Below are 18,911 nucleotides of genomic sequence, written 5' to 3' on the forward strand. Positions count from 1 at the left end.
CAACTTACAGGATATTTACATGGTACAGCAATTTCATCATCAGCTCTGCGCTTTCTTCTCCTGGTGGTGGCACTTCCGTTCGCGGGTGGTGTGATTAGCTGTGCCTGATGGCCAAACACACAAGCCCGCAAAATTGCGGGCTTTTTTATACCGATTCATTCAAAAAATATGCAACGCCGTCGACCCGGCTGAACCCAACTCAGGAAAGAGACGACCATGATTATTGTACTGAAACCCCAAGCCAGCGAAGCGCAAGCCCAAGAAATTCTGAACCGTATCGAAGCTGCGGGCCTCAAGCCGCTATACATGCCGGGGGTCGAGCGCATCGTCCTGGGCGCACTGGGCGATGAGCGCATTCTGCAAACCCTGCATTTTGATGCCTACCCTTGCGTGGAAACCGTCAAGCCAATCCTGACCAAGTACAAAATGGTCAGCCGGGAAGTCCAGGCACACAATACCGTGGTTCGCTTCGGCAATGCGGCCGTCGGCGGCGATAAATTTGCGGTCATCGCCGGCCCGTGCTCGGTCGAATCGGAAGCCCAGCTGATGGCCGTCGCTGAAATGGTGAAAAAGCATGGCGCCGTTGCCCTGCGTGGCGGCGCTTACAAGCCCCGAACCAGTCCGTATGACTTCCAGGGCCTGGGCGTGGAAGGGCTGAAACTGCTTCAGCAGGCAAATCTGCAGCTTGGACTGCCGACCGTCTCCGAAGTCATGGAAGTGGGCCAGGTAGATACCCTGTGCCAATATGTGGATTGCCTGCAGATTGGCGCACGCAACATGCAAAACTACGCCCTGCTCAAAGCGGTGGGAGAAAGCGGCAAACCGGTCTTGCTCAAACGCGGACTTTCCGCCACTATCGAAGAGTTGCTCCTGGCTGCGGAATACATCTTTGATGCCGGAAATCCGAACATTATCCTGTGTGAACGCGGGATCCGCACCTACGAAACAGCGACAAGGAATACATTGGACCTCAATGCCGTCGCCTACCTCAAACAGCGCACGCACCTGCCGGTCGTTGTCGACCCGAGCCACGGCACCGGGGTACGCGAGCTGGTGATCCCCATGTCCCGCGCTGCTGCCGCAGTCGGCGCCGACGGGATCATTGTGGAATCGCATCTCAATCCGAGCGAAGCCCTGTCTGACGGCCACCAGGCACTGACCGGTCCGATGTTTGAGCAGTTAATGCAAGAGTTAAAACCGTTTGTAGAAGCGGCAGGGAGAGCGCTGTGAAAACGACCTCAATTGAAATCGGCGAACTGGAGCTGCTGAGCCTGGATGTGCCCTATGTCGCCGATCCGACGGAGCTGTACTACTCCGTCTGCGGGGATCGCCCGCACAACCTCTTGCTGGAGTCGGCCGAGATCGACTCCAAGGAAGATTTAAAAAGCCTGATGTTGGTCGACGCCGCCGTGCGGATTGTCTGTCGCGGCCATCAGGTTCGCCTCGAGGCCCTGAGCGATAACGGCCAGAATGTTCTCAGCACTATCGCCAAAGCACTACCCGTGGATGTGCGCCACCAACGTGAACCCCAGTGCCTGACTCTGGACTTCCCGTCAGCCGAACGTCATTTGGATGAAGACAGCCGGTTGCGCCAGACGTCATCTTTTGATGCGCTGCGCCTGATCCAGCACACCTTCAACACACAGGGACATCCGCGCGAAGCCCTGTTCCTCGGCGGCCTGTTTGCCTATGACGTTGTCGCCGGGTTTGAACCCCTGCCCGACGTCCCGGCCGATAACCAGTGTCCCGACTACCTGTTCTATATTGCCGAAACCCTGCTGGTGATTGATCACCAGAAACGCCGCGGCAAACTGCAGGCGACCCTGTTTGGCGGCGACAACTACACCGCCAGCTATTTCGAGCTCAGCCGCCGGTTGCAACATATTAAAGAAGCGTGTCTGGAGCCCAAGCCGCTGCCGAAAGCGGCGCTGCTCGATACCTGTGAGCCGTTCGCCAGCGTCAGTGACCCAGATTTCTGCCAACAGGTCGAGGATCTGAAACAGCATGTAGTCCGCGGTGATGTCTTCCAGGTGGTTCCGTCACGCCAGTTCACCCTGCCGTGCCCGTCGCCGCTGGTTGCCTACAAAGAGCTGAAAACCGGCAACCCGAGTCCGTATATGTTTTACCTCCAGGATGCCGATTTCATCCTGTTCGGGGCCTCGCCGGAAAGCGCGCTGAAATACTGCACCGACAGCAACCAGGTCGAAATTTATCCGATTGCCGGCACCCGCCAGCGCGGCAAGAACCCGGATGGCTCGATCAACCTCGATCTCGACGGCCGCATTGAGCTCGAGCTGCGCAGTGACATGAAAGAGAACGCCGAGCACATGATGCTGGTCGATCTGGCCCGCAACGATGTGGCGCGGATCAGCGAGCCGGGCAGCCGCTACGTTGCCGACCTGCTTCAGGTTGATCGCTACAGCCATGTGATGCATCTGGTGTCCCGCGTGGTCGGCCAGCTGCGCGGGGATCTCGATGCCCTGCACGCCTACCAGGCCTGTATGAATATGGGCACCCTGACCGGCGCGCCGAAAATCCGCGCGATGCAGCTGATCCGCGAAGTGGAGCAACGTCGCCGCGGCAGCTACGGCGGTGCCGTCGGCTATCTGACCGGCCAAGGCGATATGGATACCTGTATCGTGATCCGCTCGGCCTATGTCGAAAACGGCGTCGCCAGTGTCCAGGCCGGGGCCGGGGTGGTTTACGATTCTGTCCCGCAAGCCGAAGCCGATGAAACCCGCAGCAAAGCGCAAGCGGTGATCAACGCCATCCGTCAGGCACATTGTGCCTTAACCCCATCTGCCTAAGGAGTCCGTCATGAGCCCAGCCCATATTGTATTACTCGATAATTTTGACTCCTTTACCTACAACCTGGTGGATCAGTTCCGCGCCCTCGGCTGCCAGGTGACCGTTTACCGCAACAGCCTGAGTGCCGAGCAGATTGAGCAGGCCCTGGCGGAGAAAGGCAACCCGGTGCTGGTCCTCTCCCCCGGCCCCGGCGCACCGTCAGAAGCCGGCTGTATGCCGGAACTCATCCAGCGCGTGCGCGGCAAAGTGCCGATGATCGGCATTTGCCTGGGTCATCAGGCCATCGTGGAAGCCTACGGTGGCACCGTCGAAGGGGCCGGTGAGATTGTCCACGGCAAGGCCGCGACCATGACCCACAACGGCCATGCGGTCTTCGGCGACCTGCCGAGCCCGCTCACCATCGCCCGCTACCACTCGCTGGTCGCGACTGAAGTACCGGAAACACTCACCACCGTCGCGGATGTCGATGGCCTGGTGATGGCCGTGACCCAGGACGCCGATCGCGTGTGCGGTTACCAGTTCCACCCCGAGTCCATTCTCACCACCCAAGGCGCCCGGCTACTCACCCACACATTGGACTGGGTGATGTCAAAGCCGGCAAATCATGCGGCATAAGCTGACGGGATAAAAAATGCCGGCTTGGAAATGGCCCCATCATCATGAAGTAAGGAAGAGAGACCATGGACGCAACAATTTATACGCTGGCTGACAAGCTGTACCAGCAGCAGCCACTGACCCAGACCGAAAGCCAGACCTTGTTCGATGCCATCATTAAAGGCGATGTCGAGCCGATCTTGCTGTCAGCCATTCTGACCGCGCTGAAAATCAAAGGGGAAACCCCGGCCGAGATCGCCGGGGCAGCTAAGGCGCTGCTGGCCAACGCCAACCCGTTTCCCCGCCCGGACTATGATTTTGCCGATATCGTCGGCACCGGCGGCGACGGCCATAACACCATCAATATTTCCACCACCGCCGCCTTTGTGGCCGCGGCGTGCGGGGTCAAAGTCGCCAAGCACGGCAACCGTGGGGTGTCGAGCAAATCCGGCTCTTCCGATCTGCTCGACAAGTTCGGGATTAACCTGGCGATGGACGCTGACCAGACCCGCACCGCCCTGGACGACCTCGGCGTTTGCTTTTTGTTCGCGCCGCAATATCACGGCGGTGTTCGCCATGCCATGCCGGTACGCCAGTGCCTGAAAACCCGCACCATCTTTAACCTGCTCGGCCCGTTGATTAACCCGGCCCGGCCGAACATCGAGTTGATGGGCGTCTATGACCAGGCGCTGGTCCGCCCAATCGCCGAAACCATGGCAAGCATGGGCTTGAAGCGCGCCGCCGTGGTTCACGGCAGCGGCCTGGATGAAGTGGCGATCCACGGCCCGACCACCGTGGCTGAAATCATCGATGGCGACATCCGGGAATACACTCTGACCCCGGAAGATTTTGGCGTCGCAAGCTACGATCTGGAAGCCATCAAAGGCGGCGAGCCGGAAGAAAACCGGGCGATCATCACCCAGATCCTGACCGGGAAAGGCACCCCGGCCCAACAAGCAGCCGTCGCGGTGAATGTCGCACTACTGCTGCGCCTGTTCGGTAAGGAAGATCTCAAAGCCAATACCCGGCAGGCGCTGGATGTCATGCAATCGGGCAAGGCCTATACTCTGGTCGAACAACTGGCAGCAAGAGGTTAATCATGGAAACCGTACTCGCAAAAATTGTCGCGGACAAAAAACAATGGGTCGCCGCACGAAAAGCGCAGCAACCACTGGACAGCTTTATCGACCAGTTGCAACCGAGCGATCGTGACTTTTACACCGCCCTATCCGGCGAACAGAGCGCCTTTATTCTGGAATGTAAAAAGGCATCCCCCTCAAAAGGGCTGATCCGCGAAGACTTCGACCTCGACTACATCGCCGGAGTTTACAACCGCTATGCCAGCGCCATTTCCGTCTTAACCGACGAGAAATACTTCCAGGGCAATTTTGATTTTCTGCCCCGGGTGCGAAGCCAGGTCAGCCAACCGGTGCTGTGCAAAGACTTTATGATTGACCCGTACCAGGTGTACCTCGCTCGTCATTACCAGGCCGATGCGATCCTGCTGATGCTGTCGGTCCTCGATGACGATCAGTACCGCGAACTGGCCGAGGTTGCCGACCAGCTCAACCTGGGGATCCTGACCGAAGTCAGCAACGACGCTGAGCTGGCACGGGCCATTGCGCTCAAAGCCAGAGTCGTCGGGATCAATAACCGCGACCTGCGGGATTTGAGTATCGATCTCTACCGGACCAAAAGCCTCGCCCCGCGACTTCCGGAAGACACCATTGTGATCTCCGAATCCGGGATCTACACCCACCAGCAGGTGCGCGAGCTGGCCCCGTATGCCAACGGCTTTTTGATCGGCAGCTCGCTGATGTCCGAAGACAACCTGGAGCTGGCGGTGCGCCGCGTCCTGTTTGGGGAAAATAAGGTCTGCGGTCTGACCCATGCCGATGACGCCGCAGCAGCTTACCAAAGCGGTGCGGTCTTCGGCGGCCTGATTTTTGTCTCCGGCTCACCGCGCCAGGTGGATATCGAACAGGCACGGATGATCATGAGCGGTGCGCCGCTCAAGTATGTCGGCGTGTTCCGCAATGCCGATCCTGACGCAGTCACCAAAGCAGCCAAGGCCCTGTCGCTGGCAGCGGTACAGTTGCACGGCGACGAAACCCCGGAATACGTCCAGGGCCTGAAGGCACAACTGCCGACAGACTGTGAAGTCTGGAAAGCCCACGGCATCACCGACACGATGCCGGATCTCAAACGATGGAACGCCGACCGTCACCTGCTCGACAGCAAGATTGGCAACCAGTCCGGTGGCACCGGGGTTGCTTTCGATTGGCGCCTAATCCCCGATGAGCAAAAGCAAATCACCATGCTGGCCGGCGGGCTGAACCCGGACAACGTCTGCGAAGCGGCGCATCTGGGCTGCAAAGGACTGGATTTAAACTCTGGTGTTGAAAGCGCCCCCGGCAAGAAAGATCCTGAAAAGTTAAAAGCGGCCTTTGCGGCAATCAGAAAATATTAAGGACAGATGTAATGAGCAAACTTGATGCCTATTTTGGCGAATTCGGCGGTCAGTATGTGCCGCAAATCCTGGTCCCGGCATTGGACCAACTGGAAGCCGCTTTTGTAGAGGCCCAGCAGGACCCGAGCTTTCAACAGGAGTTTCTCGAGCTGCTGCAGGAATATGCCGGTCGTCCGACGGCGCTGACCCTGTGCCGTAACCTGACCAAGGGCACCAAAACCAAACTGTATCTCAAGCGTGAAGATCTGCTTCACGGCGGTGCCCACAAAACCAACCAGGTACTGGGTCAGGCTTTGCTGGCCAAGCGCATGGGCAAGGATGAAATTATTGCCGAAACCGGTGCCGGGCAGCACGGGGTGGCAACCGCCCTGGCCTGTGCCCTGCTGGGCCTGAAATGCCGGGTTTACATGGGCGCCAAAGACGTCGAGCGCCAGAGCCCGAACGTATTCCGAATGAAACTGATGGGCGCCGAAGTGATCCCGGTTCACTCCGGCTCCGCAACCCTCAAAGATGCCTGTAACGAGGCGATGCGGGACTGGTCGGCGACCTACGACAAGGCCCACTACCTGCTGGGCACGGCCGCCGGGCCACACCCGTTCCCGACTATTGTCCGTGAATTCCAGCGCATCATCGGCGAAGAAACCAAAGCTCAGATCCTGGAAAAAGAAGGTCGTCTGCCGGATGCCGTGATCGCCTGTGTCGGCGGCGGCTCCAATGCCATCGGCATGTTTGCCGACTTCATCGACAACCCGGAAGTGGGGCTGATCGGCGTCGAGCCGGCCGGGAAAGGGCTGGACACCAACATGCACGGCGCACCGCTCAAGCACGGTAAGCTGGGGATTTTCTTCGGTATGAAAGCGCCGCTGATGCAGGATGAGCACGGGCAGGTTGAAGAGTCCTATTCCGTCTCTGCGGGCCTCGATTTCCCGTCAGTCGGACCGCAACACGCCCACCTTAATGCCACAGGCCGTGCCGAGTATGGTTCGGTCACTGATGATGAGGCACTGGATGCGTTCCAGGAACTGGCCCGCAGCGAAGGGATCATCCCGGCGCTGGAGTCCGCCCACGCGCTGGCCTATGCCCTGAAACTGATCCGGCAAAACCCGGACAAAGAGCAACTGCTGGTGGTCAACCTGTCCGGCCGCGGTGACAAAGACATCTTTACGGTACATGCGATTTTAGAAGAAAAGGGAGCGCTGTAATGGATCGGTATCAAGCACTATTTGAACGCCTGGAAGCACAACAGGAAGGCGCTTTCGTTCCCTTCGTGACCATCGGGGATCCAACCCCGGAACAATCCCTGAAGGTGATTGAAACCCTGATTGAAGCGGGAGCTGATGCCCTGGAGCTGGGGATCCCCTTCTCCGATCCGCTGGCAGACGGCCCGACCATTCAGGGCGCCACCATCCGCGCCCTGGACGCCGGAACCACCCCTGCCGTCTGTTTCGACCTGCTGGCTAAAATTCGCGCCAACCACCCGGACGTGCCGATTGGCCTGCTGATGTACGCCAACCTGGTGTTTGCGGCGGGGATCGATCGCTTCTACCAGCAATGTGCTGAAGCGGGCGTGGACTCCGTCCTGATTGCCGATGTCCCGGTCGGTACCTCGGCGGAATTTCGCAAGTCAGCGCAAAAGCACGGTATTCACCCGATTTTCATCGCCCCGCCCAATGCCGATGAAGCCACCCTCAAAACGGTCTCGGAGCTCAGCGGCGGTTACACTTACCTGCTGTCCCGCGCCGGGGTGACCGGCACGGAAACCCAGGCCGGGATGCCGGTTGATCACCTGCTCGAGAGCCTGCGTACCTACAACGCGCCACCGGCACTGCTGGGCTTCGGGATTTCCAAACCCGAACAGGTCTCGGCGGCTATCCGAGCTGGGGCGGCCGGGGCAATTTCCGGCTCTGCGGTCGTGAAAGTGATTGAGAACCATCTGGACAACCCGCAGGAAATGCTCAGCCAGATGCATCACTTCATCCGGGAGATGAAAGCTGCGACCCGGCTCGGTTAACCCATTCGCCTCGGCTATGCCGGGCGTCCTGACCGGGTAAACAAGAAAACCATGCAAGCCGCATTCACCTGCGGCTTTTTTCTGCCCGCAGATCCGGCGGCGGCACCATCATCCTCGCTATCTTGATCGCCCGAAAAAACTGTCTATTTTTCGGCCGAAAAAGCCGACTGAATACGGATGAGATCAAAGATCTCCCCCCGCCCTCGCCTTAAAGTAGCCGGTGACAAAGTCGCCGGAATCAGCCAGTTATTCCGGCGTGCTATGCCATGAGATAAAAATATCGAAAGGAATGATTGAACAAACGAAAAATTGCGTGTAAAAACACATCTTCAAAAATATTGGGTTAACATTTACAACAATTACAACACTTAACCCCAACCGAACTAACAAGCACAACAGAGGTATCTAAAAGTGTTCAAAGAAAAAGGACTGTTCAGCAATATCGGCGTCCAGGTCGTCATTGCCATGTGTGTCGGGACGCTGGTCGGGGCCATGATGGGCCACTCAGCCAGCATGTTTGCACCGCTGGGCAGCATTTTTATCCACTTGATTAAAATGCTGGTGATCCCACTGGTCGCCGTCGCTATTATCTCCGGTGCCGCGGGTCTGGGCAGCAGCCAGTCGGCCGGTAAAGTCGGCTTTGCCACCCTGGGCTTTTTCGGCTTCACATCAGCCGTGGCGGTTGCACTGGCCCTGTTCATGGGCGAAGTCTTCCAGCCGGGTGTCGGGGTAGACCTGACCGGGGTTGAAGGCATGTTCTCAAACGCCTATGCGGACAAAGGGGACCTGCCGTCATTCTGGGCAACTGTGCTGGGCATGATCCCGACCAACGTCTTCCAGTCTCTGAATGAAGCGAATATCCTGCAAATTCTGGTGTTCTGTCTGTTCTTTGGTATCGCTTTATCCAAAATTGAAAAAGATCGTCGCGACCCGCTGATCAATGGTGTGAATGCCATTGTCGATGCCATGGTGTGGATGATCAACGTGGTGATGAAAATCGCGCCGCTGGGTGTCTTCGGCCTGATGGCCGATGCCGTCGGTACCTTCGGCTTCAGCGCCCTGATGGTGGTCTTCAAGCTGTTTGTGGTCTATGTTGCCGCCATTCTGATCTACGGCTTTATCTTCTACCCACTGATGCTGAAACTGTTCAGCAACACTTCGCCGATGAAGTTCCTGTCGGTGATGAAGAAGCCGCAAGCCGTCGCCCTGTCGACTGCATCATCCATGGCCACCCTGCCGGTCACCATGGAAGTGTGTGAAGACGAGCTGAATGTGAAAAACTCCACCGCTTCTTTTGTCCTGCCGCTGGGCGCGACCATTAACATGAGCGGAAATGCGATCTACTACGGCCTGGTTGCGATCTTCTTCGCCCAGATGTTCAACATCGATCTGAGCATGGGCGCTTATATCGCGATCATCATCACCTCGACCCTGGGCGCTGTCGGCCAGGCCGGGGTGCCGGGTCCGTCATTCCTGGTGGTTGCCGTACTGCTGTCCGCCGGGATCCCGATCGAAGGCCTGCCGTTGCTGTTCGCCCTGGACCGTATCTTCGACATGATCCGGACCGCGCTGAACATCACCGGTGACGCCGCCTGTGCCGTGATCATTAACGACACCATTGATAAAGTCACTGAGCAACCGGCCGAAAAGGCTTCAAACGCCTAACCCGCTTGCAGTCAGTGATCTGTTTGGCTGCGGCTTTGTCCGCAGCCTTTTTCGTTGCACGGCCCAGTGATACCCATCGCAGTAAATAAGGGGTCATCCTAGCTTGTTAAAATGCTCGATAACTGCGTTAGAATTTTTGATTGTAGAATAACTACTTATCTAAAAACTCTGCCTTGTTCTCAAACATTTTTCCTGCGCTATTTCTGCTCATTTACTTACTTTGATGGGTATTACCCCTTGCCAGCCGCGGTGATATTGCCCACCATATGGCACTCAAACCTGTTCCCAACCAATAGTAATACCGAACCATGACCACAGAAAACCATGTTCCTCGCGGACAACTGCTGCTCCGTACCCTTGCCATGCCAGCCGATACCAATGCCAACGGCGATATCTTCGGCGGTTGGATCATGTCCCAACTCGATTTAGCCGGTGCGATTCTGGCCAAAGAAATTTCCGGCGGCCGTGTCGTGACAGTCTCCGTGGACAGCATTGCATTTAAAGCGCCGGTCAGTGTCGGCGATGTCGTCTGCTGCTACGGCGAGTGTACCCGCATCGGGAACACCTCGATGAGCGTCGGCCTGGAAGTCTGGGTCAAGCCGGTTGCGGTCGACGGCATCGGCGAGCGATACCGGGTCTGTGAAGCGACCTTCAATTATGTCGCGATCAACAGCGAAGGTCGTCCGCGCCCGATCCAGAAATCGTAAGCTTGAGCGCACAATGAGCCCCCGCCACTGGCTGGGGCTTTTTTTTTACTTTAAGATAACCGCCAACCCGAAAGATGCCTGTATCTCACTGAAACAGCTTCAACTTCATTTTTCACAGGGAGAATTCCTAAGATGTGGTATGTCATTTTTTCTCAGGACGTTGAGAACAGCCTGGAGCGTCGCCTGAGCGTGCGTGAAAAACACCTGGCCCGCCTGAAAGATCTGCAAGAACAAGGCCGCCTGCTGGTTGCCGGCCCGATGCCTGCGATTGACAGCGACAATCCGGGAGAAGCCGGTTTCACCGGTTCAACCGTCATTGCTGAATTCAACTCGCTGGAAGAAGCCAAAACCTGGGCCGATGCCGACCCTTACATCGAAGCCGGGGTCTACGAGAAAGTGATCGTCAAGCCGTTCAAAAAAGTGCTGCCGTAATCGCGCCGACTCTTGAGATAACTGATGTTTAAAAAGATTTTTGCTTCAATCGCCATCCTGATGTTAGCGGGCTGTGCCTCCAACCAGGATGATGTTGCCAAAGCGCTGGCCAAGAGCCGGGCAACGACGATTAACAACAAAGCGCCGTACAACAGCATTGGCCAATACCAGGTCATGAAGGCACAGGCTCGGGAAAAAACCGTTGAGCTGACCATTCTCTATGGCGGCGGCGGCAAAGTGGCGCCGTCCGTCGCGGCCAAGAACGCAGCAGCCAGTTACTGCAGCAATGAAGAGCTCACACCGCTGTTTGCAGAAGGGTTGAGCTATCGCATTCTGATCATAGATATGCGGGGCCGGACCATGGTCGAACAACCGGTGTATGCCGAGTACTGCCAGTCACTGACCAAATAAGACGGGCCATCCGACTTGATGGAACCCGAAAACCGCCGGCAACGCCTGGCGGTTTTTTTATCAGTCTCTATTATGCTTCGCGACGCGCATGGTCGCGCGCCTGACCGCGTGTAAAGCGCAGCACCTTGAGTCCCCCTTCGGGCTCAATATCACGAAACTCCGGTGGGTTTTCCAGCCGTTCGACAAACGTCAGCTCCGGTGCTTCTGCGGCCATGCCGTCAATCAGGAAACGCGAAGATACCGCCGGATCATTGACGCAGGCGAGTACCTGGCCCTGCTCGGTCAGCAGCTCCGGCAACCGACGCAGAATTTTCTGATAATCCTTGGTGAGAGCAAAACTGCCTTTTTGGAACGACGGCGGATCGATAATGATCAGATCATACGGCCCCAGCTTGCGCACCTTGCCCCAGGATTTAAACAACTCATGGCCGAGAAAGCTCACCTGGCTCAAATCATGTTGGTTGAGGTGATGGTTCTCACGCCCGCGGCTCAGGGCGGATTTGGCCATATCCAGGTTCACCACATGAGTCGCGCCACCGGCAATGGCCGCCACCGAGAAACCGCAGGTGTAGGCGAACAGGTTCAGCACCCGTTTCCCTTCCCCGTGACGTTTGACCCAGTCCCGGCCCAAACGCATATCCAGGAACAGGCCATTGTTTTGTTTGCGGCCCAAATCCAGTTTGAACGTCAGCCCGTTTTCGACTACCTGCTGATATTCCTGATGCTCACCCCACAAGACGTCTAGCGGCGCGCCCGGGCGATCCCGGTGTTGCAGCAGCAGCGACACGGCCCCGCTTTGTTGCCATACCGGCGTGTTGGTCAATGCCGTCAGTTGGGCAGTCAGTGCTGTCAGAAAAGCCTCATCCGGCTCCTTAAAGAGTGACACCAAGACCTGGCCGGACAGCCAGTCAACCGTCAGTTGCTCCAGTCCCGGCCAGCAACGACCACGGCCGTGAAAGAGCCGCCGAACTTCTGTTGGTGGTGTTGTCAGTTGATTGAGCAGGTGTTGTTCCAGCGTCGGTAGCGCACTTAATTCCATAATTGATCAGGCTTAGTGAAAGAAGGGCGCTATTTTATACCTAAGCCAGCGTGAAATGCTCGTCTGGGGAGGACATTTAGGCAAGAAACGTTATGAAGGATGCCCACCCGACAAGCGAGAGATAACGGTGGGCTGATCTGGTGTCATTCAGGGAGGAGATTCAGGCGACGAGTTTAAACTGCTCTTCCGCCTGACGGTGCGTGGCCAGCACCACATATTCGGCATGCACGCGCGCCTGTTGCTGGCGTTTGACACGGAACGTCATTTTTTGCTGGCTGCGTCGCAAGGATGCCAGCCCCCAGAATCGCGAAATCGATTTTTTCTTTTTCAGTCTCAGGCGGTGCGATGCGGAGCGGGTCAGGCGCATGATGTTCCTCAGTCTAGGTGAAATCCCAGGACGCCATTTTATGTGATCTGCCTCTGGGAAATAACCGACATTGGCTAAAGTACAACCACTTAGCACCAATTATTTCAAGTTATACCGATTTCTGTGGATCAATGGGTTGTTTTGCAGCCGGTTCCTCGGGTCGCAGTGTCCTATGATTTCAGCGCCACTTTCGGCCAGCTCAGCTCCCAGGGCGCTGACCACGTCAGCAGCGCCGACTGAACGTCCGGGGATTGCCACAAGTCACCGGATGTCGGCGGACAGATGAACTGCCGCAGGACGCCCTGATAAGGAAAGCGCAAAGCATAGGCATGAAGATAGCCGCGATCGGCACTTTCGCTCCCGTAAATCTCATCGCCGGTGATCCCGGAGCCGACACTGCGCAGCGCCACCCGGATCTGATGGGTCTTACCGGTATACGGCTTACAGAGGAACAGACGCCGCCCCTCTCCCACCGCGGTCGAAAAGAACTGCGTCACCGCCGGATTAGTTTTCGTGCTCTCCAGTTTCCAGCTGCTACGCCGGGAGCGGGTCATATCGCCAATCACCACGCCCTGTTTTTTCTTCGGTTTTTTGCTGCCGATGGCCAGATAAAATTTCTCCACCCGGCGTTCGGCAAAACAGGCCGACAGTTCAGATGCCGCCTGACGGTGCCGCCCCAGCAGCAATAATCCGGAAGTCATCTTGTCCAGGCGATGGATCAGATACAGTTGTTGATCCCCGGTCTGCGCCGCAACGGCCGCCAACAGTGGCTGCGCGTTGTCATCTTTGTGCACACTCACCCCCGGATGCTTATGGATAACCAAAAAGTCAGGATCTTGATAAACCAGTGTGAACATGCCCAAACAACCTTGTGAAACAACCAAACAGGATGCGCAGTATAAAGCTTTACCCTCCAGATGCCAGTGCTTCGGCGAGCACGCACAAAAAAGCCGCTTGCGGGATGCAACCCTGCAAGCGGCGCTGTCAGCATCGGGAGCGTTAGGCGAAAAACACCATCAGCATCAGGATGGGGCACACCACCCGGACATACCAGGGCCAGATTTTCCAGAACAGGCCCTGCTCCAGCTCAGGATACCCTTCGCGGATCTCCTGCAGCACTTTGTCACGCTTCCAGACCCACCCCACCAGCAGGGCAAACATCATGCCGAGGATCGGCTGGGCGTATTCCGTCGTCAGGGAAATCACCAGCCCGAACAACTCACCGAAGTTAAACACAATCAGGGCAGAGAACAGGGTGATCAAGCCGCCGATCCACCACACCGCCACTTTCCGATCTTGTTTGAGCTCTTCCGTGGCACACGACACCGGGACTTCCAGCATCGAAATCGACGACGTCAGTGCGGCAATCACCATCAGCACAAAAAACAGCACCCCGATAAACAGTCCCGCCCCGCCCATGGTCTCAAACATCGCCGGCAGCACACTGAACACCAGGGTATCAGAAGACAGCAGCGCGCCGGATTCACTGTAGATTTCCACCCCGTTATGCTGCGCAACGAACATAGCCGGCAGGATCAGCAGACCGGCAATAAAAGCCACCGCGGTATCCAGCAGCGCCACCTGGGCAGCCGTTTTCGGCAAATTCACATCTTTCTGGATGTAAGAGCCGTACACCATCATGGAGCATACGCCCAGCGACAGAGAAAAGAAGGCCTGCCCCATGGCACTGACCACCAGCTTCGGGCTGAAATGCGACGGATCCGGTACCAGGAACATCTTCAGGCCGTCCATTGCCCCCGGCTGGGTCAGGATATAACCGACCATCACCACAAACAGCACCAGCAGGAGCGGCATCAACCGGGTTGACCAGCGCTCGATCCCGTTCGCAACCCCGTTGCGCACCACTAAAATGGTCAACAGCATAAAGCCGATCATCAGGACCAGATTCCGGCTGGCACTGAAAGATTCCAGCCACTCAGCCGCCTGAGTCATGCCAATCGCATCCAGCACCGGCCCCACCAGAAAGCCGAACAACCAGCCGGCCACAATGGCGTAAAAACTGAGGATCATCGACACCGCGATCATCCCGGCAATCCCCATCAGCGTGGCGATCCCCCGCTGCTGCGGCCAGACCGCCCGCAGCGATTTAATCGGGTTGGCATTGCCGTAACGGCCAATCGTCAGCTCGGCCACCAACAAGGGATACGCCAGGGCAAACACCATGATCAGGTAGACGAATAGAAACACCGCCCCGCCGTTACTGGCCGCCTGTGTCGGAAAGCCCCAAATATTCCCGAGACCGACCGCAGAGCCGGCTGCTGCCAGAATAAAACCGAGACGTGAACTGAAATGCGCTCTTGATCCACTTGCCATACCGCTTCTCTTTTGCTTAAACAATCATCGTGCTTGTTGTTTCAATGGTTTGCATTGCCAAAGGTGTAAAATATTTTGTACAGATTAGAAGTATCTGTCACACCCTGAATATTGGCAAGTAAATCAGTAAAAGAATAAAATGTCAGACCCGCAGTTTAAATTTTTGATCTATCACTAACCTTTTCCCGTCTTTGCCGTTTTTTTGAGCAAATAAGCGCCATTTTTGACCGTTTTATGCGGAAAAGTCATTTCATCCTCCTTCATCCGCACCATTTGGCAATTCCACTGGCATTCTGACCGATTCAATGCAAAATAAGCTTCATATGAACTCCCAATTTGGCTGATAAAACACTTACATGGAACAATTTTACCAAGCACTCGCACTGGCTGGCGTCCTGCTCTACTGGCTGGCGGTTGCAGCGGTCACGCTTCGGATCGTCTTCAAGCGCCGGGTGGTCGGTGTCTCACTGGCCTGGCTGATGATCATCTATATCGTCCCAATTGGCGGGGTCATCGCGTATTTGCTGTTTGGTGAGCTGAACCTGGGGAAAAAGCGTGCCGAGCGAGCCCGGGAAATGTTTCGGCCTTTTGGGGTCTGGTTCCGCAGCCTGAATGATTGCCCCGGCCACCAGCCGCAATCGATCAGCACCCACGCAAGCCCGATCAGCGAACTGTGCGAAAACCGCCTGGGGATCCCGGCTCTTTCCGGCAATACCCTGAGCCTGCAAAACAGCCCCAAGCAAATCCTGCGCTCACTGGTCGAAGACATCAATCAGGCCCGGGATGCCGTCCAGCTGGAATTTTACATCTGGCATCCGGGCGGCTTAGCCGATGAAGTGGCCACCGCACTGATCATGGCGGCCAAACGCGGGGTCTCCGTACGGCTGCTACTCGATTCCGCCGGTAGCATGCGATTTTTCCGCAGCTACTGGCCCAAGCTGATGCGCCAGGCCGGGATTGAAGTGGTCGAGGCGCTGGCCGTGTCGCCGCTTCGGATGTTCCTCCGTCGGCTCGATTTACGCCAGCACCGTAAAATCATTGTGATCGACAACCAGATCGCCTACACCGGCTCGATGAATCTGGTCGATCCCGAGTATTTCAAAACCGATGCCGGTGTCGGCCAATGGATTGATGTCATGGTCCGGGTCACCGGCCCGGCCGTCGCTGTCCTGAGCGGCATTCAGGCCTGGGACTGGGAAGTGGAAACCGGCCAGCGTTATTTGCCGCCGCTGCCCCAGTGTGCGCCGAATCTGCCGGATCATGATTCAGATATGATCCAGGTGATCCCGTCCGGTCCGGGGATGCCGGACGAAATCATCCACCAGGCGCTGTTGCTCAGTATCTATCAGGCACGCCGCAGCATTGTGATCACCACGCCCTATTTTATCCCGAGCGAGCACTTGCACCATGCATTGATCAGTGCCAGCCAGCGGGGGGTTGATGTTCATATTGTGATTCCGGACAAGAACGATTCGCTGATGGTGGAATGGGCCAGCCGGTCATTTTTTACCGAGCTGCTCTCGGCCGGGGTTCACATTCACCGCTTCCATGGCGGCCTGCTGCACACCAAATCTGTGGTGATCGATGACAGCCACTGCCTGATCGGCACGGTCAATCTCGACATGCGCAGCCTGCGGCTGAACTTCGAGGTGACGTTGACCATTGATAACCCGGCATTCACCCGCCAGCTCAGCCAGCTTCAGCAGGACTATATTCAGGATTCCAGCCATATGCGGCTCAAAGAGTGGGAAAAACGCCCGGTGATCCAAAAACTGCTTGAGCAATTCTTTTATATGTTCAGCCCGCTGCTTTGACGGATTGGGCTTTGATGGATCGAGCTCTGACGGATCGTGCTCTGACGGATCGTGCTCTGGCGAATATATGCACATTCGGCATATGAAAATATTTACCACCAGGGTTGACGTATTTTTAGATCAAAAATATCCATAAAAATACGTCAACCAGTTCATTCAATAATAAAAATGTTTTAACGCTTCCGTAAAAGTCTTGCTTTCAACACTTGTTCCCACCGCGAAAAAATCCTTATTAATAAATTTATCAAGCTACAATATACAGACAACGTCACGCATATGACGTAATGACAACATTAGTTTATCGGCTGAATTTAGCAGCTCCCGTTTGAATAGACTTCGTATTCATAATCGCCACTATGGGGTTTCAGGATGTCCGTCAGATTGTCATTTTATTATGGAAAAATATTAATAATATTTTTATTACTTTCGAACTCATTGAATGCTTACTCATATGAAAATTCACTCACCATAGAAGGGGTCAACACAGCCGGTGAAAAAATCGCTATCGTTTTAAGCCGCAACCAAATAGAGCAATTACCTCAAACATCCATCACCACCCACCTGCCCTGGGTTAAAGAACAAACAACATTTACCGGGGTCAAACTCACCACGTTATTGACCGCTTACCAATTACAAACAGAAACCATCCACCTCAAGGCACTCAATGATTACTCGGCTACAGTCAGTTGGGGTTACATCCGAAAATATGAGCCTATCGTCGCGACCCGCAAAGACAACCAATGGCTGCGCATTCGCGACTACGGGCCTTACTGGCTGATTTTTTCGCTCGATCAGTTTCCGGAACTGAATCAACGAAAAAGCCTGGGCAAAATGGTCTGGCAACTGGCAACCATTATCACTGAGTGACACAAGGAGTGTGAGCGATGTTTCGATGTGATCGCATTCCCCGTTCGGGAAACTGGATCAAACGAGTCCTGTATGTACTGACGCCGATCTTGATCCTCAGTACCTTGATTGCTGTACATCATCTCAAAGACAACGCCAATATTGTCTCGATGAGCCAGAATGAAGCCATTTGGTTTATTCTGCAGTTAACCAAGGAATATTCAGAATTTATCTACCAGCTGCAAAACTATCAGTTCGGCAACACCAGCCATGCTGACATGATGGTCCAGTATGAAATTCTGTGGAGTCGCTTTAACACCATTACCCACAATGACCTGGTGGTTCATCTCAGTCAGTTTAATGGCTTGATTCCAGAATTTACCGCCCGGTTTGAGCAAGTTCAAGCCATCGAACCCCAGTTGCTCAGCCTGCCGGTCTCCGGGGAATTTGAGCCGGTCCTCCACTACATCCGTACCGACTTCGAAAGCCTGGCCGCTTTTCTCAACGAAAAGTTCCGGCTGACCAGCGGTGATATGAGCTACCGAATACAGGCCATCACACAAATTGAGCAATTAATCCAGTTTCTGCTGTTTACCACCTTCCTGATGGGCAGCGTGATGGCATATGTGTTACTGCGTGAATCGAAAACCCATTATTCTCTGGCGATGAACGACTCCCTGACCGGGATCCGTAACCGCTTGTGGCTCAACCATAAGCTACGGGAGCTGGAAACGCTCAACCAGCCATTTACGTTTTACCTGATTGATCTGGATGGCTTTAAGGGCATTAACGATACGCTCGGCCACCAGGCCGGTGATGAGCTGCTCAAAGTGGTGGCGACCCGGCTGTCCCGGCTCAGTTGCCAGCATTATTTTGCTGCCCGGATGGGCGGGGATGAATTTGCCGTGATCGAGTTCTGCGGGCCCGGCGGCGCCTGCCATCATCCCAGCTGTATCCCTGAGCAGCTGGCTGCCGTGTTCCGCCGACCTGCCCGCTATGCCGGTAAACGCCATAGCATTTCCGCCAGCATCGGCGTCAGTCAGTTTCCCGACGGCGCCCGCTCGATTCCTGAAGTCCTGAAACAGGCCGACTTTGCCATGTACGAAGTCAAGCAGAGCGGTAAAGACGGGTTACGCTATTTTCAACCGCCGACCGTCCCGCCGGTCACGCCGGTCACGCCGCTCACTCCGAAGGAAGTTGCCCCGCCCCAAACTACCGGCATCCCCCAATGAATGAAGCGCTGGTTCAATCCCCATTTGCGGTTCAAGGCCAGGTGCGGTTCAACACTCGGTGGCGATTCAATAAAAAAGCGGCCCCGTCATCAGACGGGGCCGCGGGTACAAGCGATGGTATTTTAGGTCACGGGAGCGTTTCAGCGCCCCACGTCACAGGTCACAGGTCACAGGTCACCGG

The 18,911-nt window shown here is 55.9% G+C and carries 18 protein-coding genes and 1 other annotated feature; of the genes, 14 read left to right on the forward strand and 4 right to left on the reverse strand.

What is annotated here, in order from left to right:
- Positions 1-55: 55 nt before the first annotated feature.
- Positions 56-149, forward strand: a sequence feature (Trp leader region).
- Between the two features lie 67 nt (positions 150-216).
- The 11 genes from aroF (at position 217) to gspS2 (ending at position 11,098) form a co-directional block, all read left to right on the forward strand.
- On the forward strand, positions 217-1,230 hold the full coding sequence (gene aroF / locus VV869_RS00790; RefSeq protein WP_337733123.1) for a 3-deoxy-7-phosphoheptulonate synthase: 1,014 nt from the start codon (positions 217-219) through the stop codon (positions 1,228-1,230).
- Positions 1,227-2,807: an anthranilate synthase component 1 gene (locus tag VV869_RS00795; RefSeq protein WP_337733124.1), complete on the forward strand. Its 1,581-nt coding sequence runs from the start codon at positions 1,227-1,229 to the stop codon at positions 2,805-2,807. Before aroF ends, VV869_RS00795 begins: the two co-directional genes overlap by 4 nt.
- Positions 2,808-2,817: 10 nt before the next feature.
- Positions 2,818-3,423: an aminodeoxychorismate/anthranilate synthase component II gene (locus tag VV869_RS00800; RefSeq protein ID WP_337733126.1), complete on the forward strand. Its 606-nt coding sequence runs from the start codon at positions 2,818-2,820 to the stop codon at positions 3,421-3,423.
- A gap of 65 nt (positions 3,424-3,488) precedes the next feature.
- Positions 3,489-4,499: an anthranilate phosphoribosyltransferase gene (gene trpD, locus VV869_RS00805; RefSeq protein ID WP_443147280.1), complete on the forward strand. Its 1,011-nt coding sequence runs from the start codon at positions 3,489-3,491 to the stop codon at positions 4,497-4,499.
- Positions 4,500-4,501: 2 nt separating this feature from the next.
- Entirely contained in the window at positions 4,502-5,872 is a 1,371-nt protein-coding gene (gene trpCF / locus VV869_RS00810) for a bifunctional indole-3-glycerol-phosphate synthase TrpC/phosphoribosylanthranilate isomerase TrpF (RefSeq protein WP_337733127.1), read from the forward strand.
- 11 nt (positions 5,873-5,883) lie between these two features.
- Complete coding sequence (trpB, locus tag VV869_RS00815; RefSeq protein WP_337733128.1) at positions 5,884-7,074, forward strand: tryptophan synthase subunit beta; 1,191 nt, start codon at positions 5,884-5,886, stop codon at positions 7,072-7,074.
- On the forward strand, positions 7,074-7,883 hold the full coding sequence (gene trpA / locus VV869_RS00820) for a tryptophan synthase subunit alpha (protein WP_337733129.1): 810 nt from the start codon (positions 7,074-7,076) through the stop codon (positions 7,881-7,883). Before trpB ends, trpA begins: the two co-directional genes overlap by 1 nt.
- A gap of 411 nt (positions 7,884-8,294) precedes the next feature.
- Positions 8,295-9,548, forward strand: a complete 1,254-nt coding sequence (locus VV869_RS00825; RefSeq protein WP_337733130.1) for a dicarboxylate/amino acid:cation symporter — start codon at positions 8,295-8,297, stop codon at positions 9,546-9,548.
- Positions 9,549-9,856: 308 nt separating this feature from the next.
- On the forward strand, positions 9,857-10,255 hold the full coding sequence (gene yciA, locus VV869_RS00830; RefSeq protein ID WP_337733131.1) for an acyl-CoA thioester hydrolase YciA: 399 nt from the start codon (positions 9,857-9,859) through the stop codon (positions 10,253-10,255).
- Positions 10,256-10,387: 132 nt separating this feature from the next.
- Positions 10,388-10,687 (forward strand): YciI family protein, encoded by a 300-nt coding sequence (locus VV869_RS00835; RefSeq protein WP_337733132.1) that lies wholly within the window; start codon positions 10,388-10,390, stop codon positions 10,685-10,687.
- A 24-nt stretch (positions 10,688-10,711) separates the two neighbouring features.
- Entirely contained in the window at positions 10,712-11,098 is a 387-nt protein-coding gene (gspS2, locus tag VV869_RS00840; RefSeq protein ID WP_337733133.1) for a type II secretion system pilot lipoprotein GspS-beta, read from the forward strand.
- 70 nt (positions 11,099-11,168) lie between these two features.
- On the opposite strand, the gene VV869_RS00845 is transcribed toward gspS2, so the two are convergent.
- The 4 genes from VV869_RS00845 to VV869_RS00860 form a co-directional block, all read right to left on the reverse strand.
- Positions 11,169-12,137, reverse strand: coding sequence for a class I SAM-dependent methyltransferase (locus tag VV869_RS00845; RefSeq protein ID WP_337733134.1), 969 nt, complete (start codon positions 12,135-12,137; stop codon positions 11,169-11,171).
- A gap of 160 nt (positions 12,138-12,297) precedes the next feature.
- Positions 12,298-12,504 (reverse strand): hypothetical protein, encoded by a 207-nt coding sequence (locus tag VV869_RS00850; protein ID WP_337733135.1) that lies wholly within the window; start codon positions 12,502-12,504, stop codon positions 12,298-12,300.
- Between the two features lie 170 nt (positions 12,505-12,674).
- Positions 12,675-13,361, reverse strand: a complete 687-nt coding sequence (locus tag VV869_RS00855; RefSeq protein WP_337733136.1) for a TIGR01621 family pseudouridine synthase — start codon at positions 13,359-13,361, stop codon at positions 12,675-12,677.
- A 142-nt stretch (positions 13,362-13,503) separates the two neighbouring features.
- Positions 13,504-14,838 carry a sodium-dependent transporter gene (locus VV869_RS00860; RefSeq protein WP_337733137.1) on the reverse strand — a complete coding sequence of 445 codons (1,335 nt, stop codon included), beginning with the start codon at positions 14,836-14,838 and terminating at the stop codon, positions 13,504-13,506.
- A gap of 356 nt (positions 14,839-15,194) precedes the next feature.
- Here VV869_RS00860 and cls point away from each other — a divergent pair, with 356 nt between their 5' ends.
- From cls to VV869_RS00875, 3 genes are all read left to right on the forward strand, one after another.
- A complete protein-coding gene (cls, locus tag VV869_RS00865; protein ID WP_337733138.1) occupies positions 15,195-16,652 on the forward strand; it encodes a cardiolipin synthase in 1,458 nt (485 codons plus the stop codon).
- Between the two features lie 369 nt (positions 16,653-17,021).
- Positions 17,022-17,519 (forward strand): oxidoreductase, encoded by a 498-nt coding sequence (locus tag VV869_RS00870; protein WP_337733139.1) that lies wholly within the window; start codon positions 17,022-17,024, stop codon positions 17,517-17,519.
- Between the two features lie 17 nt (positions 17,520-17,536).
- Complete coding sequence (locus VV869_RS00875) at positions 17,537-18,730, forward strand: GGDEF domain-containing protein (protein ID WP_337733140.1); 1,194 nt, start codon at positions 17,537-17,539, stop codon at positions 18,728-18,730.
- The last annotated feature ends 181 nt before the right edge of the window (positions 18,731-18,911 follow it).

It is taken from the genome of Photobacterium sp. MCCC 1A19761, assembly GCF_037389125.1.
In the GTDB taxonomy this organism is placed as follows: domain Bacteria; phylum Pseudomonadota; class Gammaproteobacteria; order Enterobacterales; family Vibrionaceae; genus Photobacterium.